Origin of the sequence: Scandinavium sp. (genome assembly GCF_032012665.1) — a bacterium.
GTDB lineage: Bacteria > Pseudomonadota > Gammaproteobacteria > Enterobacterales > Enterobacteriaceae > Scandinavium.
Genome location: NZ_DALZVG010000020.1, coordinates 55,856 through 77,895, shown reverse-complemented (window position 1 = coordinate 77,895; position 22,040 = coordinate 55,856). Strand labels below are relative to the sequence as shown.

At 55.1% G+C, this 22,040-nt stretch carries 22 protein-coding genes and 1 tRNA gene; 14 read left to right on the top strand and 9 right to left on the bottom strand.

The genetic code is table 11. The features are described 5' to 3' along the window. Nucleotides 1–3: 3 nt before the first annotated feature. From gcvH to RTU33_RS15810, 3 genes are all read left to right on the top strand, one after another. Complete coding sequence (gene gcvH, locus RTU33_RS15820) at nucleotides 4–393, top strand: glycine cleavage system protein GcvH (RefSeq protein ID WP_312628624.1); 390 nt, start codon at nucleotides 4–6, stop codon at nucleotides 391–393. Nucleotides 394–561: 168 nt separating this feature from the next. Then, nucleotides 562–3,435, top strand: a complete 2,874-nt coding sequence (gene gcvP, locus RTU33_RS15815) for an aminomethyl-transferring glycine dehydrogenase (RefSeq protein WP_312628623.1) — start codon at nucleotides 562–564, stop codon at nucleotides 3,433–3,435. Nucleotides 3,436–3,505: 70 nt separating this feature from the next. After that, nucleotides 3,506–4,249 (top strand): SDR family oxidoreductase, encoded by a 744-nt coding sequence (locus tag RTU33_RS15810; RefSeq protein ID WP_312628622.1) that lies wholly within the window; start codon nucleotides 3,506–3,508, stop codon nucleotides 4,247–4,249. A gap of 121 nt (nucleotides 4,250–4,370) precedes the next feature. On the opposite strand, the gene RTU33_RS15805 is transcribed toward RTU33_RS15810, so the two are convergent. Next, complete coding sequence (locus RTU33_RS15805) at nucleotides 4,371–5,804, bottom strand: 6-phospho-beta-glucosidase (protein ID WP_312628621.1); 1,434 nt, start codon at nucleotides 5,802–5,804, stop codon at nucleotides 4,371–4,373. Between the two features lie 119 nt (nucleotides 5,805–5,923). Further along, nucleotides 5,924–6,658: a MurR/RpiR family transcriptional regulator gene (locus tag RTU33_RS15800; protein ID WP_312628619.1), complete on the bottom strand. Its 735-nt coding sequence runs from the start codon at nucleotides 6,656–6,658 to the stop codon at nucleotides 5,924–5,926. A gap of 44 nt (nucleotides 6,659–6,702) precedes the next feature. On the opposite strand from RTU33_RS15800, the gene yqfB reads away from it, so the two are divergent. Both yqfB and trhA read left to right on the top strand, forming a co-directional pair. After that, nucleotides 6,703–7,014 carry a N(4)-acetylcytidine aminohydrolase gene (gene yqfB, locus RTU33_RS15795; RefSeq protein ID WP_312628617.1) on the top strand — a complete coding sequence of 104 codons (312 nt, stop codon included), beginning with the start codon at nucleotides 6,703–6,705 and terminating at the stop codon, nucleotides 7,012–7,014. Between the two features lie 157 nt (nucleotides 7,015–7,171). After that, a complete protein-coding gene (gene trhA, locus RTU33_RS15790; RefSeq protein WP_312628615.1) occupies nucleotides 7,172–7,831 on the top strand; it encodes a PAQR family membrane homeostasis protein TrhA in 660 nt (219 codons plus the stop codon). Nucleotides 7,832–7,964: 133 nt separating this feature from the next. Here the strand turns inward: trhA and RTU33_RS15785 are convergent, their stop codons facing one another. The 5 genes from RTU33_RS15785 to ygfZ all read right to left on the bottom strand — a co-directional run bounded on the left by RTU33_RS15785 (nucleotide 7,965) and on the right by ygfZ (nucleotide 12,147). Next, nucleotides 7,965–9,122 (bottom strand): hypothetical protein, encoded by a 1,158-nt coding sequence (locus RTU33_RS15785; RefSeq protein ID WP_312628614.1) that lies wholly within the window; start codon nucleotides 9,120–9,122, stop codon nucleotides 7,965–7,967. Nucleotides 9,123–9,140: 18 nt separating this feature from the next. Then, complete coding sequence (locus tag RTU33_RS15780; RefSeq protein ID WP_312628613.1) at nucleotides 9,141–9,455, bottom strand: AzlD domain-containing protein; 315 nt, start codon at nucleotides 9,453–9,455, stop codon at nucleotides 9,141–9,143. After that, nucleotides 9,452–10,186: an AzlC family ABC transporter permease gene (locus RTU33_RS15775; RefSeq protein ID WP_409438254.1), complete on the bottom strand. Its 735-nt coding sequence runs from the start codon at nucleotides 10,184–10,186 to the stop codon at nucleotides 9,452–9,454. The genes RTU33_RS15780 and RTU33_RS15775 overlap by 4 nt, the downstream gene beginning before the upstream one ends. 83 nt (nucleotides 10,187–10,269) lie before the next feature. Further along, entirely contained in the window at nucleotides 10,270–11,094 is an 825-nt protein-coding gene (locus RTU33_RS15770; protein ID WP_312628612.1) for an AraC family transcriptional regulator, read from the bottom strand. 69 nt (nucleotides 11,095–11,163) lie between these two features. Beyond that, complete coding sequence (gene ygfZ / locus RTU33_RS15765) at nucleotides 11,164–12,147, bottom strand: tRNA-modifying protein YgfZ (protein ID WP_312628611.1); 984 nt, start codon at nucleotides 12,145–12,147, stop codon at nucleotides 11,164–11,166. Between the two features lie 247 nt (nucleotides 12,148–12,394). Between ygfZ and sdhE the strand changes: the two genes are divergently transcribed. Together sdhE and RTU33_RS15755 are read left to right on the top strand one after the other, a co-directional pair. Next, complete coding sequence (gene sdhE / locus RTU33_RS15760) at nucleotides 12,395–12,661, top strand: FAD assembly factor SdhE (protein WP_312628610.1); 267 nt, start codon at nucleotides 12,395–12,397, stop codon at nucleotides 12,659–12,661. Further along, nucleotides 12,642–13,052 (top strand): protein YgfX, encoded by a 411-nt coding sequence (locus tag RTU33_RS15755; RefSeq protein WP_312628609.1) that lies wholly within the window; start codon nucleotides 12,642–12,644, stop codon nucleotides 13,050–13,052. The genes sdhE and RTU33_RS15755 overlap by 20 nt, the downstream gene beginning before the upstream one ends. Before the next feature lie 7 nt (nucleotides 13,053–13,059). Here RTU33_RS15755 and fldB read toward each other — a convergent pair whose 3' ends face one another. Beyond that, on the bottom strand, nucleotides 13,060–13,581 hold the full coding sequence (gene fldB / locus RTU33_RS15750; RefSeq protein WP_312628607.1) for a flavodoxin FldB: 522 nt from the start codon (nucleotides 13,579–13,581) through the stop codon (nucleotides 13,060–13,062). Between the two features lie 100 nt (nucleotides 13,582–13,681). Between fldB and xerD the strand changes: the two genes are divergently transcribed. The 7 genes from xerD (at nucleotide 13,682) to RTU33_RS15715 (ending at nucleotide 20,835) form a co-directional block, all read left to right on the top strand. Continuing rightward, nucleotides 13,682–14,578, top strand: a complete 897-nt coding sequence (gene xerD, locus RTU33_RS15745) for a site-specific tyrosine recombinase XerD (RefSeq protein WP_312628605.1) — start codon at nucleotides 13,682–13,684, stop codon at nucleotides 14,576–14,578. A 28-nt stretch (nucleotides 14,579–14,606) separates the two neighbouring features. Further along, entirely contained in the window at nucleotides 14,607–15,320 is a 714-nt protein-coding gene (dsbC, locus tag RTU33_RS15740) for a bifunctional protein-disulfide isomerase/oxidoreductase DsbC (protein WP_312628604.1), read from the top strand. A gap of 5 nt (nucleotides 15,321–15,325) precedes the next feature. Next, on the top strand, nucleotides 15,326–17,059 hold the full coding sequence (gene recJ, locus RTU33_RS15735) for a single-stranded-DNA-specific exonuclease RecJ (RefSeq protein ID WP_312628602.1): 1,734 nt from the start codon (nucleotides 15,326–15,328) through the stop codon (nucleotides 17,057–17,059). Nucleotides 17,060–17,150: 91 nt separating this feature from the next. Then, a protein-coding gene (gene prfB, locus RTU33_RS15730) for a peptide chain release factor 2 (protein WP_312628600.1) occupies nucleotides 17,151–18,249 on the top strand; the annotation gives its coding sequence in 2 pieces (ribosomal slippage) (nucleotides 17,151–17,225 and nucleotides 17,227–18,249; 1,098 coding nt in all). Between the two features lie 9 nt (nucleotides 18,250–18,258). Continuing rightward, nucleotides 18,259–19,776: a lysine--tRNA ligase gene (gene lysS, locus RTU33_RS15725; protein WP_312628598.1), complete on the top strand. Its 1,518-nt coding sequence runs from the start codon at nucleotides 18,259–18,261 to the stop codon at nucleotides 19,774–19,776. Nucleotides 19,777–19,949: 173 nt separating this feature from the next. Further along, nucleotides 19,950–20,669, top strand: coding sequence for an amidase activator ActS (gene actS, locus RTU33_RS15720; protein WP_409438253.1), 720 nt, complete (start codon nucleotides 19,950–19,952; stop codon nucleotides 20,667–20,669). 92 nt (nucleotides 20,670–20,761) lie between these two features. Then, nucleotides 20,762–20,835, top strand: a tRNA-Gly gene (locus RTU33_RS15715). A gap of 231 nt (nucleotides 20,836–21,066) precedes the next feature. On the opposite strand, the gene RTU33_RS15710 is transcribed toward RTU33_RS15715, so the two are convergent. After that, nucleotides 21,067–22,035 carry a quinone oxidoreductase gene (locus RTU33_RS15710; RefSeq protein ID WP_312628594.1) on the bottom strand — a complete coding sequence of 323 codons (969 nt, stop codon included), beginning with the start codon at nucleotides 22,033–22,035 and terminating at the stop codon, nucleotides 21,067–21,069. Nucleotides 22,036–22,040: the final 5 nt, after the last annotated feature.

Sequence of the window (22,040 nt, the reverse complement as noted above, 5' to 3'; positions counted from 1 at the left end):
TGAATGAGCAATGTACCTGCCGAACTGAAATACAGCAAAGAACACGAATGGCTGCGTAAAGAGGCCGATGGCTCTTACACCGTGGGCATTACCGAGCACGCACAGGAGCTGCTCGGCGACATGGTGTTTGTCGATCTGCCGGAAGTGGGTAAAACCGTTTCCGCAGGCGATGACTGCGCCGTGGCGGAATCCGTAAAAGCGGCGTCCGATATCTATGCCCCAATCAGCGGCGAAATCGTGGCCGTCAACGACGAGCTGAGCGATTCTCCTGAGCTGGTCAACAGCGAGCCGTATGCCGCAGGCTGGATCTTCAAAATCAAAGCCAGCGACGAAGGCGAAGTGGCTGCTTTGCTGGACGCCTCGGCGTACGAAGCGCTGTTAGAAGACGAGTAAAACTGTGCCGGATGGCACTGCGTTTATCCGGCCTACGGTAGCCGGGAATGCGTCAGCGTCACCAGACTTTGTAGGCCCGGTTTGTATGTAGGCCCGGTAAGCGCCAGCGCCGCCGGGCAGTTCATTTCAGAATCACCGATTCACCGCACGTTCCAGGAACCTTCGCTCATGACACAGACGTTAAGCCAGCTTGAAAATCGCGGCGCTTTTATCGAACGCCATATCGGCCCGGATGCGGCTCAGCAGCAGGAGATGCTGAACACCGTCGGCGCAGAATCATTAGACGCGCTGACCGGGCAGATCGTGCCGCAGGACATTCAGCTGGCGGCGCCGCCGCAGGTCGGTGACGCCACCACAGAATTCGCGGCTCTTGCCGAGCTGAAAGCTATCGCCAGCCGCAACAAGCGCTTTAAGTCTTACATCGGCATGGGCTATACCGCTGTACAGCTGCCGCCGGTTATTCTGCGCAACATGCTGGAAAACCCGGGCTGGTACACCGCCTATACTCCCTATCAGCCGGAAGTGTCTCAGGGTCGCCTGGAAGCTTTACTGAACTACCAGACCGTTACCCTCGATTTGACCGGGCTGGATATCGCCTCTGCTTCACTGCTGGACGAAGCGACCGCCGCTGCCGAAGCGATGGCGATGGCAAAACGCGTAAGCAAGCTGAAAAATGCGAACCGCTTCTTCGTGGCTGCCGACATTCACCCGCAGACGCTCGACGTCGTGCGTACCCGCGCTGAAACCTTCGGTTTCGAAGTGATTGTCGATGATGCCGAAAAAGCCCTCGACCATCAGGACGTCTTCGGTGTGCTGTTACAGCAGGTGGGCACCACCGGCGAAGTGCATGACTACAGCAAACTGATCGACGAGCTGAAAGCACGTAAAGTTATCGTCAGCGTCGCTGCCGATTTTATGGCGCTGGTGCTGCTGACCGCGCCGGGCAAACAGGGCGCGGACATCGTGTTCGGTTCCGCGCAGCGCTTCGGCGTACCGATGGGCTACGGTGGCCCGCACGCTGCATTCTTCGCGGCAAAAGATGAATTCAAACGTTCCATGCCAGGCCGCATTATCGGTGTATCTAAAGATGCTGCCGGCAATACCGCGCTGCGCATGGCGATGCAGACCCGCGAGCAGCACATCCGCCGCGAGAAAGCGAACTCCAACATCTGTACCTCCCAGGTGCTGCTGGCAAATATCGCCAGCCTGTATGCCGTCTTCCACGGCCCGGCTGGCCTGAAGCGTATTGCCAGCCGCATTCACCGCCTGACCGACATTCTGGCCGCAGGCCTGCAACAAAAAGGCCTGAAGCTGCGTCACGCGCACTATTTCGACACCCTGTGCGTGGAAGTCGCCGACAAAGCTGCTGTGCTGGCACGTGCCGAAGCGGCAGAGATCAACCTGCGTAGCGATATCCATAATGCCGTCGGCATTACTCTTGATGAAACGACAACCCGCGAAGACGTGCTGGCGCTGTTTGCCGTGCTGCTGGGCGACAACCACGGCCTGAACGTGGAGACGCTGGATAAAGACGTAGCGCACGACAGCCGCTCTATTCCGCAGGCGATGCTGCGTGAAGATGCGATCCTCACCCATCCGGTATTCAACCGCTACCACAGCGAAACCGAGATGATGCGCTACATGCACTCGCTGGAGCGCAAAGATCTGGCGCTGAATCAGGCGATGATCCCGCTGGGATCCTGCACCATGAAGCTGAACGCCGCCGCAGAGATGATTCCGATCACCTGGCCGGAATTCGCCGAGCTGCATCCGTTCTGCCCGGCCGATCAGGCGGAAGGCTACCACCAGATGATCAATCAGCTTTCCGACTGGCTGGTGAAGCTGACCGGCTATGACGCGCTCTGCATGCAGCCAAACTCCGGTGCGCAGGGCGAGTACGCGGGCCTGCTGGCGATTCGTCACTATCACGAAAGCCGCAATGAGGGGCACCGTGATATCTGCCTGATCCCAAGCTCAGCGCATGGCACCAACCCGGCTTCCGCGCAGATGGCGGGGATGCAGGTTGTGGTCGTCGCGTGTGACAAACAGGGCAACATCGATCTGGCCGATCTGCGTGCGAAAGCCGAGCAGAACGGGGCAAACCTCTCCTGCATCATGGTGACTTACCCGTCTACCCACGGCGTGTACGAAGAGACAATCCGTGAAGTGTGCGACATCGTGCATCAGCACGGCGGTCAGGTGTATCTCGACGGCGCAAACATGAATGCCCAGGTTGGCATTACTTCTCCGGGCTTTATCGGCGCGGACGTCTCGCACCTCAACCTGCATAAAACGTTCTGCATCCCACACGGCGGTGGCGGCCCGGGCATGGGCCCGATTGGTGTGAAAGCACATCTGGCGCCGTTCGTACCTGGTCACAGCGTGGTGCAAATTGAAGGAATGCTGACCCGCCAGGGTGCCGTTTCTGCGGCGCCTTTCGGCAGCGCCTCCATTCTGCCGATCAGCTGGATGTACATCCGCATGATGGGCGCGGAAGGGCTGAAGCAGGCAAGCCAGGTGGCGATCCTCAATGCCAACTACATCGCGACTCGCCTGAAGGACGCCTATCCGGTGCTGTACACCGGGCGCGATGGCCGCGTGGCCCACGAATGCATTCTCGATATCCGTCCTCTGAAGGAAGAGACCGGCATCAGCGAGCTGGATATTGCCAAGCGCCTGATCGATTACGGTTTCCACGCGCCGACCATGTCCTTCCCTGTCGCGGGTACGCTGATGGTGGAACCAACGGAATCCGAAAGCAAAGTGGAGCTCGATCGCTTCATCGATGCGATGCTGGCGATTCGCAGTGAAATCACCCGCGTGAAGCAGGGCGAGTGGACGCTGGAAGATAACCCGCTGGTCAACGCGCCGCACACGCAAAACGAGCTGGTGGCCGAGTGGCATCATGGCTACAGCCGTGAGCTGGCGGTGTTCCCGGCAGGTATGGCGAACAAATACTGGCCGACGGTTAAGCGTCTTGATGACGTTTACGGCGACCGCAATCTGTTCTGCTCCTGCGTGCCGATGAGCGAATATCAGTAATCGGGCTGGTGTAGTACTGTAGGCCGGGTAAGGCGAAGCCGCCACCCGGCTTTTTTATTGGGAGAAAAGAATGGGTATAGCACTGGTCACCGGCGCGAGCCGGGGCATCGGCAGGGCGACGGCGCTACAGCTGGCGCAGGAAGGCTACACCGTCGCAGTGAACTATCATCACAACATCAAAGCTGCCACGCAGGTGGTGAATGAGATTGTCGAAATCGGTGGAAAAGCGTTAGCCGTGCGGGCGGATATCAGCGATGAATCGCAGGTCGTCACGCTGTTCGAAACGCTAGACAGAGAAGGCGAACCGCTGACCGCGCTGGTCAACAACGCCGGGATCCTTTTTCAGCAAAGCACTATCGAAAACCTCACAGCCGAGCGCATCAACCATGTACTGGCGACGAACGTCACCGGCTATTTTCTTTGCTGCCGTGAAGCGGTGAAGCGAATGTCCCATAAGCACGGCGGGAAAGGCGGGGCGATTGTGAACGTCTCTTCCGCTGCATCGCGGCTGGGTGCACCGTTTGAGTATGTCGATTATGCGGCTTCCAAAGGCGCGGTCGATACGCTGACGACGGGGCTGGCGCTTGAGGTGGCGGCGCAGGGGATCCGCGTCAACTGCGTGCGCCCGGGCCTGATTTATACCGAAATGCATGCGTCTGGCGGAGAGCCTGGCCGAGTCGATCGCGTGAAGTCGATGCTGCCGATGCAGCGCGGCGGACAGCCGGAAGAGGTGGCGCAGGCTATCGTCTGGCTGCTGAGTGAGAAAGCTTCTTACGTGACGGGAAGCTTTATCGAAATGGCAGGCGGGAAATAAATGCCCGGTGGCGCTCAGCTTACCGGGCCTACAATTTTGTAGGCCGGTGCAAGCGTAGCGCCGCCCGGCATACCCGTATCCGTAGGCCGGATAAGGTGTTTACACCGCCATCCGGCAAAAATTAAAGATTTTCGCCGTTGCTGGCAATCACTGCCTTGTACCAGCTAAAGCTCTTCTTGCGCGAACGTGACATATCGCCGGTGCCGTCGTCGTGCTTGTTCACGTAGATAAAGCCGTAGCGCTTGCTGTACTGTCCGGTGGTGAAGGAGACGCAGTCGATGCAGCCCCATGGCGTATAGCCCATCAGCTCCACGCCGTCGTGGGTGACCGCCTTCATCATCTCTTCCACATGGGCACGGAGATAGTCGATGCGGTAATCGTCGTTGATGCTGCCGTCTGCCTCAACTTTATCGTATGCGCCGAAGCCGTTCTCCACGATAAACAGCGGTTTCTGGTAACGCTCATAGAGCTCGCACAGCGCATAGCGCAGGCCAACCGGGTCAATCTGCCAGCCCCAGTCGGACGCCTTTACGTGCGGGTTCGGCACGCTGCCTTCGAAGCCTGAAATTGCATCGCCGCTACCGCCTTCAGCTTTTACCGCGTTGGTCATGTAATAGCTGAAGCCGAGGTAATCACAGGCACCTTCGCGCAGGATCTGCGCATCGCCTTCTTCCATTACGATGTTAAAGCCGCGACGCTCCCACTCGTTGAGGACGTAGGTCGGATAGTAGCCGCGCAGCTGGACGTCGGTGAAGACATAGCGCTCACGCATGGATTCCTGAGCAAACATCATGTCTTCTGGTTTGCAGGAGAACGGGTAGAGCGGCACCATCGCCAGCATGCAGCCGACCTGCATGTCGGCATTGATCCGGCGCGCGGCTTTCACCGCCAGGGCGCTGGCAACAAACTGATGATGCAGCACCTGATACATCACCTCTTCTGGATTATCGTGTTCGGTGTAGACCACGCCGGAGCAGCAGTAGCCGAAAAGCGGCGCGCGCCAGTTGCGCTGGTTATTGATCTCGTTGAAGGTCATCCAGTATTTCACTTTGTGCTTGTAGCGCTCGAAGACCACTTCGGCGAAGCGCACAAAGAAATCAACCACTTTACGGTTGGTCCAGCCGCCGTATTCCTGTACCAGGTGCAGCGGCATCTCAAAGTGGGAAAGGGTAATGACCGGTTCGATGTTGTATTTCAGCAGTTCATCGAACATATCATCATAGAATTTGAGCCCTTCTTCATTGGGTTGGGTTTCGTCACCTTTCGGGAAGATTCGTGTCCAGGCAATCGACGTACGGAAACATTTGAAGCCCATTTCAGCAAACAGCTTAATGTCTTCTTTGTAATGGCTGTAAAACTCCACTGCTTCGTGGTTCGGGTAGTATTTGCCCGGCACCACTTCCTGAGTGATTTCACGCGGCACACCGTGTGCGCCACCCGTCAGCACGTCGCAGATGCTTGGACCTTTGCCGCCTTTGTTCCAGCCGCCTTCAACCTGATGCGCCGCCACCGCGCCGCCCCATAAAAAGTCTTTCGGTAAGGTTAATTTTTTCATCTTTATCGTTCCCGTGATATTGCTTATTGGGATCGAGTCTAACAAAGGAGATATAAATGTCACGATATAACAAATTCACCCGCAGGTAACTTGTTACATCCGAAAAACAGGGCGTTTTTTTATGCCAGTTTCTTCGCCAGTTTTCGTCCGAGGGTCTCGAGAATATAAATGACAGGAATTTGCGTTGTAATATCGTAAACGCCACCGATGCGAACCGGTGATATATGCCAGGAGATATTATAGTCGGCAAGTTTTGCCAGTCGGGAGTGCTCGTGGCTGGTGATGGAGAGCACCTTGCAGCGGTGAAGACTGAACTGACCGGCGAAGCGCAGGATCTCTTCCGTTTCCCCGGAAACGGAAAGCACAATTGCCAGCGCATTTTTGGCCATGTCATTCGTCACGGGAAAATAAGGGTCGTCAATATGGTTACTGAATTTCCCAACGTTTGAGAAAAATCGTGCGCCATATTTGGCTAACGCACCCGAGGTGCCCGCGCCGACAAAAATAATGCGTTCCGACGCCAGAATAATATCAACGGTGTCATCAATCAGTTTATCAAACTCATCATTATTAATACTTTTGAAAAAGCTGATCATTTCACTGGCAGCAACGTTACTTTGCTGCGTGTCATTTTGTTCCAGATAAAGCTTAAAGCGAACGCGAAATTCAGAATAGCCTTCACAGCTTAGCTTCCGGCAGAAGCGCAGCACCGTGGTGGTCGAGACACCCGCCGCGTCCGCCAGTTCGCGAATCGTCATATACATGACTTTGTCACGGTTTTTAATAACATACTGGTAGACCATCATCTCAAGATTGTTGAGACTGGCGATGGCGGCGTGGGAAAAAAGGCTCACGTTGGCAGGCACTCATCCGGCAAATTCAATACAGGAATCATATCATGGCCCCGAACGACATCACTTTTTTTCAGCGCTTTCAGGAAGACATTCTGGCCGGGCGTAAAACCATCACGCTTCGCGATGCCAGTGAATCGCACTTTAAGGCCGGAGATGTGTTACGGGTGGGCCGCTTTGAGGACGATGGCTATTTTTGCACCATTCGGGTGACGGCTACTTCGCAGGTCACGATGGATACGCTGACGCAGCAGCATGCGCAGCAGGAGAATATGACGTTGACGGAGCTGAAATCGGTGATAGCCGAAATCTACCCGGGCCAGCAGCAGTTCTATGTGATTGAATTCGAGCGCATTTGATTTTAAGAAACATCTGTGAGGCGAAAATTAACTATAACTTTCTGATTTAAAAATGATTGTTGTTAGATGTATTTTTATTTTAGCGAACAGGTGTTCACTGGAATCATTCTCAGTTAGGCTAGTGATGCGTTAACGACTTTTCCTTTCGGAGCTCAGCATGGTTAGCAAACCACTCATTGCACAGGGTTACTCACCGGCGGAGGAAATCGCCAACAGCATCAGCCACGGTATCGGGCTGGTGTTCGGGATCGTTGGTCTTGTTTTACTGCTGGTTCAGGCGGTGGATGCAAACGCCAACGCTATGGCGATTACCAGCTACAGCCTGTACGGCGGCAGTATGATCCTGCTGTTTCTGGCCTCGACGCTGTACCATGCGGTGCCGTATCAGCGGGCCAAGCTGTGGCTGAAAAAATTCGACCACTGCGCTATCTATCTGCTGATTGCAGGAACGTATACGCCGTTTCTGCTGGTCGGGCTGGATTCAGCGCTGGCGCGCGGATTAATGATTGTTATCTGGAGCCTGGCGCTGCTCGGGATCCTGTTTAAGCTGACTATTGCACATCGCTTTAAAATTCTGTCGCTGGTGACCTATCTCACGATGGGCTGGTTATCGCTGATCGTGGTGTATCAGCTGGCGGTGAAGCTTTCGGTCGGTGGCGTTACGCTGCTGGCGGCAGGCGGAGTAGTCTATTCGCTGGGGGTGATTTTCTACGTCTGCAAGCGCATCCCATACAATCACGCCATCTGGCATGGCTTCGTACTCGGTGGGAGCGTGTGCCATTTCCTGGCGATTTATCTTTACGTCGGGAAGGTTTAAGCCGTTTTCAGGCGAAAAAAATCCCGATCGTCAGCCGTATACGCTCTGACGATCGGGCGGTCAATGACCATTAACAACACCAGGGGTTAATGCCAGCGACCAAAAGGCCAAAGGCACTAATTCAGACACAGGGTTAATTCAGTCGATAGGCCAGGGTATCGATTTCAATTTCAGGCGACTCGCTCAGCGAGTTGAGCACATAATCCAGCGCGTTATGCACACCCCAGATATCGATGTAGTCATAACGTTCCTGAGCGGATAGTTTCTGCGCGTGTAACTCACGCAGGCGGGCATAGTCATACCACTGACGCACGCTGCCATGGCGGTGATGCCAGTCGTGGCAGACCAGAGAGCCCTGGACAAACAGCATTCGGCAGGGCAGGTGCACAAACAGGTGCATTGCAACCCACTGGCCCCAGTGCCCCCAATGCTTAACGCTGAAATCGGGCGGGCACTTCGAGCCGCAGAATCGTGCCAGGCAGTTATTGATATGGCTGTCGCGCACCGACTCTCCTTCCTGACGTACTCGCCACACGTGCTCCGTCAGCAGATGCATCAGCGAGGCCATCTGGTAAAGCACAATAAAAGGCATCAGCAGAATCAGGAGCGTGCCGAGCGGGCCCGCGAAGTAGCCCAGCACACCCAGCGTGGCGAACCAAACCAGCGTCATTATCAGACGATAAAACGGCACGCCAACCAGGTTGGATTTCACCCGGCCATACAAAAACACCAGATGGAATTTCGGGCTGATTAACGTCAGCAGCAGGCGGGCGTACAGCGCGGGTTTCGTTTTGCCGGGCGTGAAACCGAGCTGATAAATCGCCGCCAGATCTTTATCCTCGAAGGTAGAAAACTCGCGGCCATGGTGTTCGTAAACGTGGAACTGGCGATAGGACTCATAAGGCTGAACGATAAACAGGGTCGACAGGACTTCGCACAGTGCCTTATTCACCTTCTGCGATTTATACAGATGACCGTGGACGCCATGGTGAATAATGGTTGCCACGATGTAGCGGGCGCCGGAAACGGAAAAAAGCGCGCCAACCAGCCAGCAGAGGATTTGTCCGGCGGTGTTTTGAATGTGCATTGCAGAAAGTGTGGTCAGCGCTACGCCCAATGCTACCCAGCTTAGTGACCACATTACCATTTCGGTTGAGCTGCTTTGCCAGAGAGGCTTGCGCTCTGGCAGCTCTTTTCCCGTAAGCCACGTCCACACGCCCTGTAAAGGCAGAATTTCATATGAACGCCTGATTTCCGTAGACTGGTGATATCCTTTAACTGGACGGCGCATAATCACTCCCGTTGTGACCTATTGTAGAAAATGGTTAATGAGATAAAACACTGCGAGGCTTAATAATACCGCGCTGACAATATTGCGGATTAATAAGGCAATAATGACGCTGAATATCGCCCCGAGAAAGTACGGGTTGAACGGGAATTCACGCACCACACCGTGATCCATCAAAATAATTGGCCCGCAAATTGCGGTCAGTAAACAAGGTGCGGAATACTTAAGCGCTTTATTAATAATGACCGGTATTTTCAGCGGTACATTCGGTTCCAGAAACACATAGCGATTAAAAAAGACGATGGCGGCAAGGCTCAAAATCAGAAACCAGCTCATTGTTTCTCCTTAATCATCGCCGAGATAGCCACGGAAGAGAACATGCCCGTCAGGCCCGCCAGAACGATGGCGCCCTCTACCTGGCAATAGCTCAGGATCATCGACAGCACCAGTGAAATGCCGACGCCCGCCAGGGTACTTATTTTTTTTATCATCGGCACCACAATGGTAATAAACGTGGCAACGATGGAATAATCGAGATGGTACTTATCAAGGTCAGGCACAGAAGAGGCCATGACAATACCCATCAGGCTGAAAATATTCCACGACAAATAAAAGGTCAGCCCGGCGCCGATCATATACCCCGGCGTTAATTCTGTTCGCTTATTTTTTGTTTCGCTGAGGGCGAACAACTCATCGGTTAACAGAAAGCCAATTGGCAGGCGTAATTTTGTTTTCAGGCATGAAACAAATTCCCGCAGCGTCAGGCCATAAATAAAATGCTGAGAGGTGATAAAAAAGACCGAGACAATAATCGTTAATACGCTCGCGCCGGTCATGGTTAGCCCGAGCGTCACCAGCTGTGCCGCACCCGCGAAAACAATCGCTGACATACCCACGCTTTGCCAGAACGTCAGGCCAGCCTGGATAGCCATCGAACCCGCAAGGATCCCCCACGGGATCACGGAAACGCAGAGCGGCAGCATTTCTACTGCGCCGCGCATGAAGGATGAACGCGGTGAACCTTGCAGCTCATTGTACGCGCTGGACTCAACGATGGCTTTTCTCATAGATTACGCTAACTGGCTGTAACTGACGTGCTGTTAACGCTATCGAACCTGCGAAGGGGTGTATTGAATGTTATTGCTCAGCCTCAGGCCTTAATAAATTCGCCCGGCGTCAGGCCAATGGAGTTCTTAAAATGGCGATGGAAGTGGCTCTGATCGGTGAATCCACAAAGGATTGACGTATCAAGAATAGTGAGCCCCTGGCGCAGCAGCGTGCGGGCTTTTCGCAGCCGGGCCTGTACCAGATAAGCGTGGGGCGTCATCCCCGTAATGAGCTTGAACTGGCGCAAAAAATGCCAGTGGCTGAGCCCCGCCAGCTCGGCCAGCCGGGTCAGGGTATGGTCCTCTTCCGGACAGCTATCCATGAAGTCTTTCGCCCGCAAAATGCGTTGGGTTGCCGCAGGTAATTCAAGAGGGGGCTTGCGGGTGCGGCTATAGCGGACGCTAAGGAGGGTGAGCGACGAAAGTAGCAGAGTCTCCTTCAGCAGGTTGTTCCCTTCTTTATCGAGCATGCTAAAGGTCAGTAAAAGTTGCTCTGAAAGCCCAGGGTCGTGGATCACGGCATCCGGAAACCAGGGCACAAAATCTTTGCCGTCAGGCACCTGACGCAGAATGTTGTTCAGCATATCCGGGTGCGGATAGATCGCGCGATAAGCCCAGCCGTGCTCCAGCTCAGAGCTGCCGGTGTGCACGTCATCGGCGTTGACGATGATGATGTCTCCGCGAGGAGCAACGTGCTCTGCACCTGAACGATAAAAGCGCTGTGCGCCCTGGTCGATGACGCCGATGCAGAACGTATCGTGGACGTGACGGGCGAAGCGCTGCTTGTAATAGCGTGCCTGAAGCATGTCGAGGCCACCGAGGGCATCAACGCGGTGGAAATGGGTTTGTTCTTTGATTTTTAGTTTCATTCACCCCTCCGCCTTCGCTTTGTATAAAATTGCTGTCGCCGGGACGAAATATTCCCGGCGATGAGTCAATTACGCCTCTTCGAGTGAATACGGGAGGGGTTCAATGCGCAGTGAACCGGCATCTTCACGCACGCGGAAGACGCTGTCTGGCTCCATATCGTTATTCATGACTGCCTGAACCCGCACGCTACCGTCATCTAACTGAACGGCGGCGAGCACGGTACCGGTACGACGCCAGTTTTCACCCATTTTCAGTTCAAGATCTTCACCGGCTTCCGGCACGCGGCTGGCGCTGCCTGCCAGGGACCAGAGTGCGCGCTTGTTAGCGCCACGGAATTTGGCGCGAGCGACCATTTCCTGACCGGTGTAGCAGCCTTTCTTAAAGCTGATGCCACCGAGCGCCTGAATATTGGTGGCCTGAGGAATAAACTGCGCGCTGTTCGCGCTGTCGATCACCGGCAGGCCAGCCTCAATATTGAGGGCCAGCCACTGCTGGCTGTTGTTCAGCGCCGCTTCGCCGCGCAGCGCATCCGTCACGCGTTGTGCAGTCTCTTCACTGACAACCAGCAGGAAGCGCTCGGCAGGGTGTTCGAACCACAGCAGAGTGCTGTCGCCGTCACGCACGACCTGGTTTTCGCCGTCTGGCAGGGTGGAAAAGAGATTTGCCAGCGCCGCACGGGCCTGAAAACCGGCTACGCCCAGGAGTACTCGTGCATCGTCTGGCACGATACTGACTTTGGAAAAGATGGCGTATTTCTTCAGCTCGGTCAGCTGAGCGTCACGTACGTTTCGGCGTTCAATCCAGGCAAAGCCTTCTGGTTCGCGGAACAGGCGTAAATTGCTCCACATTTTGCCTTTGGCATCGCAGTGCGCCGCCAGTAAGTGCTGATGGTCCGTCATTTGTGCGACGTCCGCTGTCACCTGGCCTTGCAGATAGCTTTCGCTGTCTTTGCCGGTAATGGTCGCCAGCGCCCAGTCATCAAGAGACATCAGCGTTAACGGCAAACGGGCAGAAGAAGAGGGCTGACGAGGAGGAAAAGGAGTAAAAGCCATAATCATGTCCTGAATAGCTTAACGCAGTGTTAATGACTAATGGTAAAAGAGCTATTGCGCATTGCAAGCGCTTTCCGAAGACCATTTGTGCCATTATTCTGTTTCGCGAGGCGGCGTGGAAAATAAAGTAATTCCATGTAATTAGTGTGGAATGTCTCTGGAATTGCGCCGCAATAAGCAATATTCCTGTAAAGTAAGTGAAAAAAACGCGTTAAACTACTCAATATCGACTGTCAGGAAGGACAACATGGACATCAACAACAAAGCCCGTATTCATTGGGCGTGCCGTCGGGGAATGCGTGAACTCGATATTTCGATCATGCCCTTTTTTGAGTACGAATACGAAACGCTCAGCGACGATGATAAAGCGCTGTTTATTCGCCTTCTGGAGTGCGACGACCCGGATTTGTTTAACTGGCTGATGAATCACGGCAAGCCAGCGGATGCTGAACTTCAGCGGATGGTGCAACTTATTCAGACACGGAATCGGGAACGTGGTCCTGTGGCAATCTGATCTACGCGTCTCGTGGCGCGCACAGTGGGTCTCTTTATTACTCCACGGTATGGTGGCGGCTTTTATATTGCTGATACCCTGGCCGTTGAGCTATACCCCGTTGTGGCTTCTGCTGCTGTCGCTGGTGGTGTTTGACTGCGTTCGCAGCCAGCGGCGTATTAATGCCAGCCAGGGTGAGATCAAACTGCTGATGGATTCTCGCGTGCGCTGGCAAAACCAGGAGTGGGATTTGCTCGGTACGCCCTGGGTGCTCAAGAGTGGGATGATGCTACGTTTACGTCGGATTGATGGACGCAAGCGTACGCACCTGTGGCTGGCGGCGGACAGCATGGATGCCGGGGAGTGGCGGGATTTGCGGCGGACCATTTTGCAACAGCCCGCTCAGCAGTAGCGGTATATCAGGAGAACTGCTCGGCCATTTCGCCGAGGATTTGCTCGCACCAGGCCTGAATGCGGTCGTCGCTCAGGTCATACTGGTTGGTTTCGTCCAGCGCCAGGCCGACAAACAGCTGGCCGTCCGCGATGACGGGTTTCGGGCTGGTGAATTCGTATCCTTCCGTTGGCCAGTAGCCAATGAATTTCACCGCCTTGCCGGCAAGTTTGTCATGCAGCATACCTAACGCATCCAGGAACCACTCGCCGTAGCCCAACTGATCGCCCATGCCGTAAAGCGCCACGATTTTCCCATCAAGATTAAGGTTATCCAGCTCAGCCCAAATAGCTTCCCAATCCTCCTGGATTTCACCAAAATCCCAGGTCGGGATGCCGAGGATCAGGACGTCGTACTGTTCCATCAGCTGTGGGGAATCGTCTTTCAGGTTGTGCAACGTCACCAGCTCTGCGCCAATAATGTCGCGGATCTTCTCCGCGGCCATTTCGGTATAACAGGTGCTGGAGCCGTAAAAGAGGCCAATTTTCATCGCGAAAACTCTCAGTGCTTGCTATGACTTTGCGCTAGTGTATCAGAAAGGTATTGCCTTAAGGCATAATGAGGCCGTTGGCTGGTTCCAGGAGGCACATATGGAAAAGGATCTCGCGCAAATCGAACATTTTCTCGATGCGCTTTGGCTGGAGAAAAACCTCGCCGAGAACACGCTCAGCGCCTACCGCCGCGATTTAACGATGCTCATTGAATGGCTGTACAAGCACGGCCTGAACAGCGAAACAGTGCAGCACACCGATCTGCAACTTCTGCTGGCAGAGCGTGTCGAAGGGGGCTATAAGGCCACCAGCTCGGCCCGTTTGTTGAGCGCCATGCGTCGCTTTTTTCAGCATTTGTATCGCGAAAAAGTACGCCAGGACGATCCGAGCGCGCGGCTGGCTTCGCCGAAGTTGCCACAGCGTTTGCCCAAAGATCTGAGCGAAGCACAGGTGGAAAGATTGCTACAGTCACCGCTGGTTGACCAACCGCTTGAGCTGCGCGATAAAGCGATGCTCGAAGTGCTTTACGCCACGGGCCTGCGCGTGTCGGAACTGGTGGGGCTGACGATGAGCGATATCAGCTTACGCCAGGGCGTGGTGAGGGTTATCGGTAAAGGCAACAAAGAACGGCTGGTGCCGCTCGGTGAAGAAGCCGTGTACTGGCTGGAGAATTACCTTGAATACGGTCGGCCCTGGTTGCTAAACGGTGTGTCGATTGATGTGCTGTTCCCGAGCCAGCGCGCCCAGCAGATGACGCGTCAGACGTTCTGGCACCGCATCAAACACTATGCATTGCTTGCGGGCATCGACAGCGAAAAGCTGTCGCCCCACGTGCTGCGGCACGCCTTTGCCACGCATCTGCTCAACCACGGCGCGGATTTGCGCGTGGTGCAAATGCTGCTGGGGCACAGCGATCTTTCAACAACGCAGATTTATACGCACGTTGCTACGGAACGGCTGCGGCAACTTCATCAACAGCATCACCCTCGTGCGTGAGCTGAAAACGAAACAGACAGGAAAGGTTATGAAAAAAGGTTTAGCGATGTTCTCTCTGCTGGCGGCTGCACTTTGCGGTACCGCTCAGGCTGACGATGCCGCCATTCAGCAGTCGCTGGCGAAGCTGGGCGTGCAGAGCACGGACATTCAGTCATCCCCGGTTGCAGGCATGAAAACGGTGCTGACCAACAGCGGCGTGCTGTACGTGACCGAAGACGGGAAGCACATCATCCAGGGACCAATGTACGACGTCAGCGGCGCAAGCCCGGTCAACGTGACCAACAAGCTGCTGATGGGCAAGCTGAACGCGCTGGAAAAAGAGATGATTGTCTACAAGGCTCCGCAGGAAAAGCATGTGATTACCGTGTTCACCGACATCACCTGCGGTTACTGCCACAAGCTGCATGAAGAAATGAAAGACTATAACGCGCTGGGTATTACCGTGCGCTATCTGGCTTTCCCGCGCGCAGGCGTGCAGAGCCAGCCTGAGCAGGACATGAAAGCCATCTGGTGCGCGAAAGATCGCAACAAAGCCTTTGATGACGCCATGGACGGTAAAGGCGTTCAGCCTGCCAGCTGTGACATCAACATCGCCAACCACTACGCACTGGGCGTGCAGTTTGGCGTGAACGGCACGCCAGCCGTTGTGCTGAACGATGGCTACGTGGTTCCGGGCTATCAGGCGCCGAAAGAGATGAAAGCCTTCCTCGACGAGCATCAGAAACAGACCAGCGGTAAATAAGCGGCGTGAAACAGCAGATACAACTTCGCCGCCGGGAGGTTAACCTTTCGGCGCAGCTGCCTGCGGATCTCCCGCCATTGCTTCAGCGGCTTTACGCCAGCCGTGGCGTGCTGAGCGCGGCCGATCTGGAACGTAGCGTTAAAGGAATGCTGCCGTGGCAGCAGCTCTCCGGCATAGAGAAGGCCGTTGAAATGCTTTATGACGCTCTCCGTGAAGGCGTGCGGATTGTCGTGGTGGGTGATTTTGACGCTGATGGCGCAACCAGTACCGCGCTTAGCGTGCTGGGGCTGCGCCAGCTTGGCTGCAGCAATGTCACCTACCTGGTGCCGAACCGGTTTGAAGACGGCTACGGTCTGAGTCCGGAAGTGGTCGATCAGGCCCACGCGCGTGGCGCACAGCTCATTATGACCGTCGACAACGGCATCTCTTCTCACGCAGGTGTTGAACGCGCCCATGCGCTTGGCATTCCCGTGCTGGTGACCGATCACCACCTGCCGGGCGATACGCTGCCTGACGCAGAAGCCATCATTAACCCAAATCTGCGCGACTGTGATTTCCCGTCGAAATCGCTGGCGGGCGTTGGCGTCGCTTTTTATCTGATGCTGGCGCTGCGCACCCACCTGCGTGATAAAGGCTGGTTTGAGGCGCAGGGCATTGCCATTCCGAATCTGGCTGAGCTGCTGGACCTGGTTGCCCTGGGCACCGTGGCGGACGTCGTCCCGCTGGATGCCAACAACCGCATTCTGACGTGGCAGGGCCTGAGCCGCATCCGCGCCGGGAAGTGTCGGCCCGGCATTAAAGCGCTGCTGGAAGTCTCTAACCGCGATGCGCAGAAGCTGGCGGCAAGCGATCTGGGCTTTGCGCTCGGCCCGCGCCTGAACGCCGCCGGTCGCCTGGATGATATGTCCGTTGGTGTGGCGCTGTTGCTCAGCGACAACCTCGGTGAAGCGCGGCAGCTGGCCAACGAACTGGATGCGCTGAATCAGACGCGTAAAGAGATCGAACAGGGCATGCAGGCAGAAGCGCTGACGCTGTGCGAGAAGCTTGAACGCAGCAGCGAAACGCTGCCGGGCGGTCTTGCGATGTATCATCCAGAGTGGCATCAGGGCGTGGTGGGTATTCTGGCTTCACGCATTAAAGAGCGCTTCCATCGCCCGGTGATTGCGTTTGCCCCTGCGGGTGACGGCACGCTTAAAGGCTCTGGCCGTTCGATTCAGGGTCTGCACATGCGTGATGCGCTCGAGCGGCTCGACACGCTCTATCCTGGCATGATGATCAAGTTCGGTGGGCATGCGATGGCGGCTGGTCTGTCGCTGGAAGAGGCCCGCTTTGACGAATTCCAGCTGCGTTTTGGCGAGCTGGTGACCGAGTGGTTAGATCCGGCACTCCTGCAAGGTGAAGTGGTGTCAGATGGCCCGCTATCGGCGGCTGAGATGACCATGGAGACGGCGCAGCTGCTGCGCGATGCGGGGCCGTGGGGGCAGATGTTCCCGGAACCGCTGTTTGACGGTCGCTTTAAGCTTCTTCAGCAGCGCCTGGTGGGTGAGCGGCATTTGAAGGTGATGGTGGAACCGGTAGGCGGTGGCCCGCTGCTGGACGGCATCGCGTTTAACGTCGATACCGCTTGCTGGCCAGACAACGGCGTGCGCGAAGTGGAACTGGCCTACAAGTTGGACATCAATGAGTTTCGCGGAAACCGCAGCCTGCAACTGATCATCGACAATATCTGGCCAATTTAGCGTCAGGATTCCCTATAAAAAAGGGCGGAGATCCGTTAAAATCCCGCTCTTATCACCGCATTTTGACAAGCCCAAAAAAAGATAATCGACCATGTTTGAAATTAATCCGGTAAAAAATCGCATTCAGGACCTCACGGAGCGCTCTGACGTTCTTAGGGGGTATCTTTGACTATGATGCCAAGAAAGAGCGTCTGGAAGAAGTAAACGCCGAGCTGGAACAGCCGGACGTCTGGAACGAACCTGAGCGCGCACAGGCGCTGGGCAAAGAACGTTCGTCGCTGGAAGCCATCGTCGACACGCTCGATCAGATGTCTCAGGGGCTGGAAGACGTCTCTGGCCTGCTGGAGCTGGCCGTTGAAGCCGATGACGAAGAGACCTTCAACGAAGCCGTCGCCGAGCTCGATCTGCTCGACGAAAAACTGGCTCAGCTTGAATTCCGCCGCATGTTCTCCGGTGAATACGACAGCGCCGACTGCTACCTTGACATTCAGGCAGGCTCCGGCGGTACCGAAGCTCAGGACTGGGCCAGCATGCTGATGCGTATGTATCTGCGCTGGGCGGAAGCACGCGGTTTCAAAACAGAGATTATTGAAGAGTCCGAAGGTGAAGTCGCGGGTATCAAATCCGTGACCATTCGCATTCAGGGCGAATACGCATTTGGCTGGCTGCGTACCGAAACGGGCGTTCACCGCCTGGTCCGTAAGAGTCCGTTTGACTCCGGCGGTCGTCGCCACACGTCGTTCAGCTCCGCGTTTGTCTACCCGGAAGTCGATGACGACATCGATATCGAAATTAATCCAGCAGATCTGCGTATCGACGTGTACCGCGCCTCCGGTGCCGGTGGTCAGCACGTTAACCGTACAGAATCTGCGGTACGTATTACCCACATTCCAACCAACACCGTCACTCAGTGCCAGAACGACCGTTCGCAGCATAAGAACAAAGATCAGGCCATGAAGCAGATGAAAGCGAAGCTGTACGAGCTGGAAATGCAGAAGAAAAATGCTGAGAAGCAGGCGGCGGAAGAAAACAAATCGGATATCGGCTGGGGCAGCCAGATTCGTTCATACGTACTGGACGATTCCCGTATCAAAGACCTGCGCACCGGGGTTGAAACCCGCAATACGCAGGCGGTACTGGACGGCAGCCTCGACCAGTTTATCGAAGCTAGTTTGAAAGCAGGGTTATGAGGAACCAAAATGTCTGAACAACAAGCACAAGGTGCTGACGAAGTCGTTGATCTTAATAACGAACTGAAATCCCGTCGCGAGAAGCTTGCCGCGCTGCGTGAGAAGGGCATTGCCTTCCCGAACGATTTCCGTCGCGATCGTACCTCCGACCAGCTGCACGCCGAATTTGGCGCGAAAGAAAATGAAGAGCTCGAAGCGCTGAACGTTGAAGTTACCGTGGCCGGGCGCATGATGACCCGTCGTATCATGGGTAAAGCCTCTTTTGTGACGCTGCAGGACGTTGGCGGCCGTATTCAGCTGTATGTTGCGCGCGACGATCTGCCAGAAGGCGTTTATAACGACCAGTTCAAGAAATGGGATCTGGGCGATATTCTGGGCGCGAAAGGTAAACTGTTCAAAACCAAGACCGGCGAGCTGTCTGTTCACTGCACCGAGCTGCGCCTGCTGACCAAAGCCCTGCGCCCGCTGCCGGACAAATTCCACGGCTTGCAGGATCAGGAAGCACGCTACCGTCAGCGTTACCTGGATCTCATCTCTAACGATGAATCCCGCAACACCTTCAAAGTGCGCTCCCAGATCCTCGCCGGTATCCGCCAGTTCATGGTGGGTCGCGACTTTATGGAAGTGGAAACCCCAATGATGCAGGTGATCCCGGGCGGCGCGTCCGCGCGTCCGTTCATCACCCATCATAACGCTCTGGATCTCGACATGTACCTGCGTATCGCGCCGGAACTGTACCTGAAGCGTCTGGTGGTCGGTGGCTTCGAGCGCGTGTTCGAAATCAACCGTAACTTCCGTAACGAAGGTATCTCCGTTCGCCATAACCCAGAGTTCACCATGATGGAACTCTATATGGCCTACGCAGATTACAAAGATCTGATCGAGCTGACCGAATCCCTGTTCCGCACCCTGGCGCAGAACATTCTCGGCAAAACTGAAGTGCCTTACGGCGACCAGACGTTCGACTTCGGCAAGCCGTTCGAGAAACTCACCATGCGTGAGGCGATCAAAAAGTATCGTCCTGAAACCAACATGGCTGACCTGGACAATTTCGACGCGGCGAAAGCTATCGCGGCTGAGATTGGCATCAAGGTTGAGAAGAGCTGGGGTCTGGGCCGTACCGTGACCGAGATCTTCGAGGAAGTGGCGGAAGCGCACCTGATTCAGCCAACCTTCATTACCGAATATCCGGCAGAAGTTTCTCCGCTGGCCCGTCGTAACGACGTGAACCCGGAAATCACTGACCGCTTTGAATTCTTCATCGGTGGCCGTGAGATCGGCAACGGCTTCAGCGAGCTGAACGATGCAGAAGATCAGGCGCAGCGCTTCCAGGAGCAGGTTGACGCGAAAGCGGCAGGCGATGACGAAGCGATGTTCTACGACGAAGACTACGTTACCGCGCTGGAACACGGTCTGCCACCAACGGCGGGCCTGGGCATTGGTATTGACCGTATGGTTATGCTGTTCACTAACAGCCACACCATTCGTGACGTGATCCTGTTCCCGGCAATGCGTCCAACGAAATAAGTCACTTTGCGTGATGAAAGCCCGGTTTGCAGAAGCCGGGCTTTTTTTATGGACGAGTCGACCGCCCTGTACACAGTTAATGCATGCTAAACATTGGCATGGCGGCAAGGGCTGGTATCATAGGCCATCCGATTGACCAACACCGAGGATTTGCTGTGCGCGCAGGACGCCTGATGAAAAAACCTATACGCCTCTTTCTGTGCCTGTTTATCGGGCTGGTTCTGGCTGGCTGCTCCGGCAGTAAATCAGGCTCTGACGGCAGCTACAGCGGGTCGATGTACACCGTTAAACGCGGCGATACGCTGTCGAAGATCTCCCGCATGACCGGTACCAGCGTGCGCGACCTCGCCCGGATGAACGGCATTTCACCGCCGTACACCATCGAAATCGGACAGCGCTTAAAGGTTAACGGCAGTTCCGGATCGAAGAAATCTTCAGGCGGTAAAACAGCGAAAGTCACGCCGTCTTCCGCTGTGCCGCAGTCGTCCTGGCCGCCGGTCGGGCAGCGCTGCTGGCGCTGGCCAACGAGCGGGAAGGTTGTTCTGCCTTACTCCACTGCCGATGGTGGCAATAAAGGCATTGATATCGCAGGCTCGCGTGGTCAGCCGATTTATGCGGCGGGCGCCGGGAAAGTGGTGTACGTAGGTAGCCAGCTGCGTGGTTACGGCAACCTGATCATGATTAAGCACAGTGAAGATTACATCACCGCTTATGCGCACAACGATAAAATGATGGTCAACAACGGTCAGTCGGTAAAAATCGGCCAGCAAATTGCCACGATGGGCAGCAGCGACGCCGATGCGGTGAAGCTGCATTTCCAGATTCGCTACCGTGCCACCGCCATCGATCCGCTGCGCTATCTGCCACCTCAGGGCAGCAAACCGAAATGCTAAGTGCTCAGATTATCACCACTTAATAGTCGAAAGGCTTGTCAGTGAAGGCGTTAGGTTTATAATGCCTTCACCTTTTCGAAGGCACTCCCTGAGCGGGTGTAGTTCAATGGTAGAACGAGAGCTTCCCAAGCTCTATACGAGGGTTCGATTCCCTTCACCCGCTCCAGATTTCTCCCCCTTGTGGCAAAACTTCGTTAAACTCGTTCCGCTTTCAATCAGTTATTTACTACAGGTTGTCACGTTACGGCATCGGTTTGCTGCGTTTACGGCGCATATTTTCATTGAGCGCCTCCGGAACCTGAAAGACAAGTACGATATTGCTGGTGAGCGGATGTACTCTGACAGATACCCGAAAAAATAACCGGTAGCTGTCAGATAAAGTCTGAACGAATGCGCTTTATGGGATAAGTAATAATTTGCCCGTTGTTTTCCTGCTTTCCATATCAGCATGCGCCTGTGCGGCATCAGCCAGTGCATATTCCTTCCCGATGCTGACTTTGAGGGTTCCCGCAAGTAGCCAGTCAAACAGGATATTCGTATGTTTTCTCAACAATGCTGAAGTATGAACGTGATGGTTAAACGTTGCGTAGCCTATTTTGATACTTTTAGGAAGGCTCATAATATCAATTTTATCCGGGGCTCCCAGAATGGGCCCGTACCAGCAAAATGTGCCAGCAATCCTTAAGGCGTTCAGTGAATCCTGGAATGTGACCGGGCCGGAACCATCATAAACGACATGTACGCCCTGACCCTCTGTGAGACGCATAACTTCGGCGGCGAACGTTCCTTTCGTATCGACGATAACATGATCGGCTCCAGCCTCTTTAGCCATGGCGACTTTACTCTCAGAGGATACGCGACCAATAACCCGCCCTCCACGGTGCTTGATTATCTGGGTCAGCAGTAAACCAACACCACCAGCAGCGGCATGCACCAGAGCAATATCACCGGGCTGTATTGGGTAAAACTCGGTAGCGAAATGGCTGGCGGTCAACCCCTGCATCATCACAGACGCTGCTGTTTTATCGTCAATGCTATCAGGAATTAAAACCAGGGCGGAGGCTGGAATGACCACTTCCTCAGCATAGCTCCCTGGTGCATAAACCCAGGCAACCCTTTGTCCAGGCACAAACTCACTGACGTCGTCACTCGTACGCAATATTACCCCGGCACCTTCTACTCCAGGGATTCGGGGCCAGGGGATGTCCTGCCATACCGTGCCTTTCCTGACACCGATATCCATGAAATTTACGCCAGCTGCACTGACCCTGACCACGACTTGCCCGCTGCCAGGCTGTCGTTCCGGGCATTCCTGATATTTCAGTACTTCTGGTCCACCAGCTTGTTCTGTCACTATCGCTTTCACAAGTT

Coding starts and splice junctions, on each gene's coding strand:
- gcvH (WP_312628624.1), top strand. CDS start 4: ATGAGCAATGTACCTGCCGAACTGAAATACAGCAAAGAACACGAATGG.
- gcvP (WP_312628623.1), top strand. CDS start 562: ATGACACAGACGTTAAGCCAGCTTGAAAATCGCGGCGCTTTTATCGAA.
- RTU33_RS15810 (WP_312628622.1), top strand. CDS start 3,506: ATGGGTATAGCACTGGTCACCGGCGCGAGCCGGGGCATCGGCAGGGCG.
- RTU33_RS15805 (WP_312628621.1), bottom strand. CDS start 5,804: ATGAAAAAATTAACCTTACCGAAAGACTTTTTATGGGGCGGCGCGGTG.
- yqfB (WP_312628617.1), top strand. CDS start 6,703: ATGGCCCCGAACGACATCACTTTTTTTCAGCGCTTTCAGGAAGACATT.
- trhA (WP_312628615.1), top strand. CDS start 7,172: ATGGTTAGCAAACCACTCATTGCACAGGGTTACTCACCGGCGGAGGAA.
- RTU33_RS15785 (WP_312628614.1), bottom strand. CDS start 9,122: ATGCGCCGTCCAGTTAAAGGATATCACCAGTCTACGGAAATCAGGCGT.
- RTU33_RS15780 (WP_312628613.1), bottom strand. CDS start 9,455: ATGAGCTGGTTTCTGATTTTGAGCCTTGCCGCCATCGTCTTTTTTAAT.
- RTU33_RS15775 (WP_409438254.1), bottom strand. CDS start 10,186: ATGAGAAAAGCCATCGTTGAGTCCAGCGCGTACAATGAGCTGCAAGGT.
- RTU33_RS15770 (WP_312628612.1), bottom strand. CDS start 11,094: ATGAAACTAAAAATCAAAGAACAAACCCATTTCCACCGCGTTGATGCC.
- ygfZ (WP_312628611.1), bottom strand. CDS start 12,147: ATGGCTTTTACTCCTTTTCCTCCTCGTCAGCCCTCTTCTTCTGCCCGT.
- sdhE (WP_312628610.1), top strand. CDS start 12,395: ATGGACATCAACAACAAAGCCCGTATTCATTGGGCGTGCCGTCGGGGA.
- fldB (WP_312628607.1), bottom strand. CDS start 13,581: ATGAAAATTGGCCTCTTTTACGGCTCCAGCACCTGTTATACCGAAATG.
- xerD (WP_312628605.1), top strand. CDS start 13,682: ATGGAAAAGGATCTCGCGCAAATCGAACATTTTCTCGATGCGCTTTGG.
- dsbC (WP_312628604.1), top strand. CDS start 14,607: ATGAAAAAAGGTTTAGCGATGTTCTCTCTGCTGGCGGCTGCACTTTGC.
- lysS (WP_312628598.1), top strand. CDS start 18,259: ATGTCTGAACAACAAGCACAAGGTGCTGACGAAGTCGTTGATCTTAAT.
- actS (WP_409438253.1), top strand. CDS start 19,950: ATGAAAAAACCTATACGCCTCTTTCTGTGCCTGTTTATCGGGCTGGTT.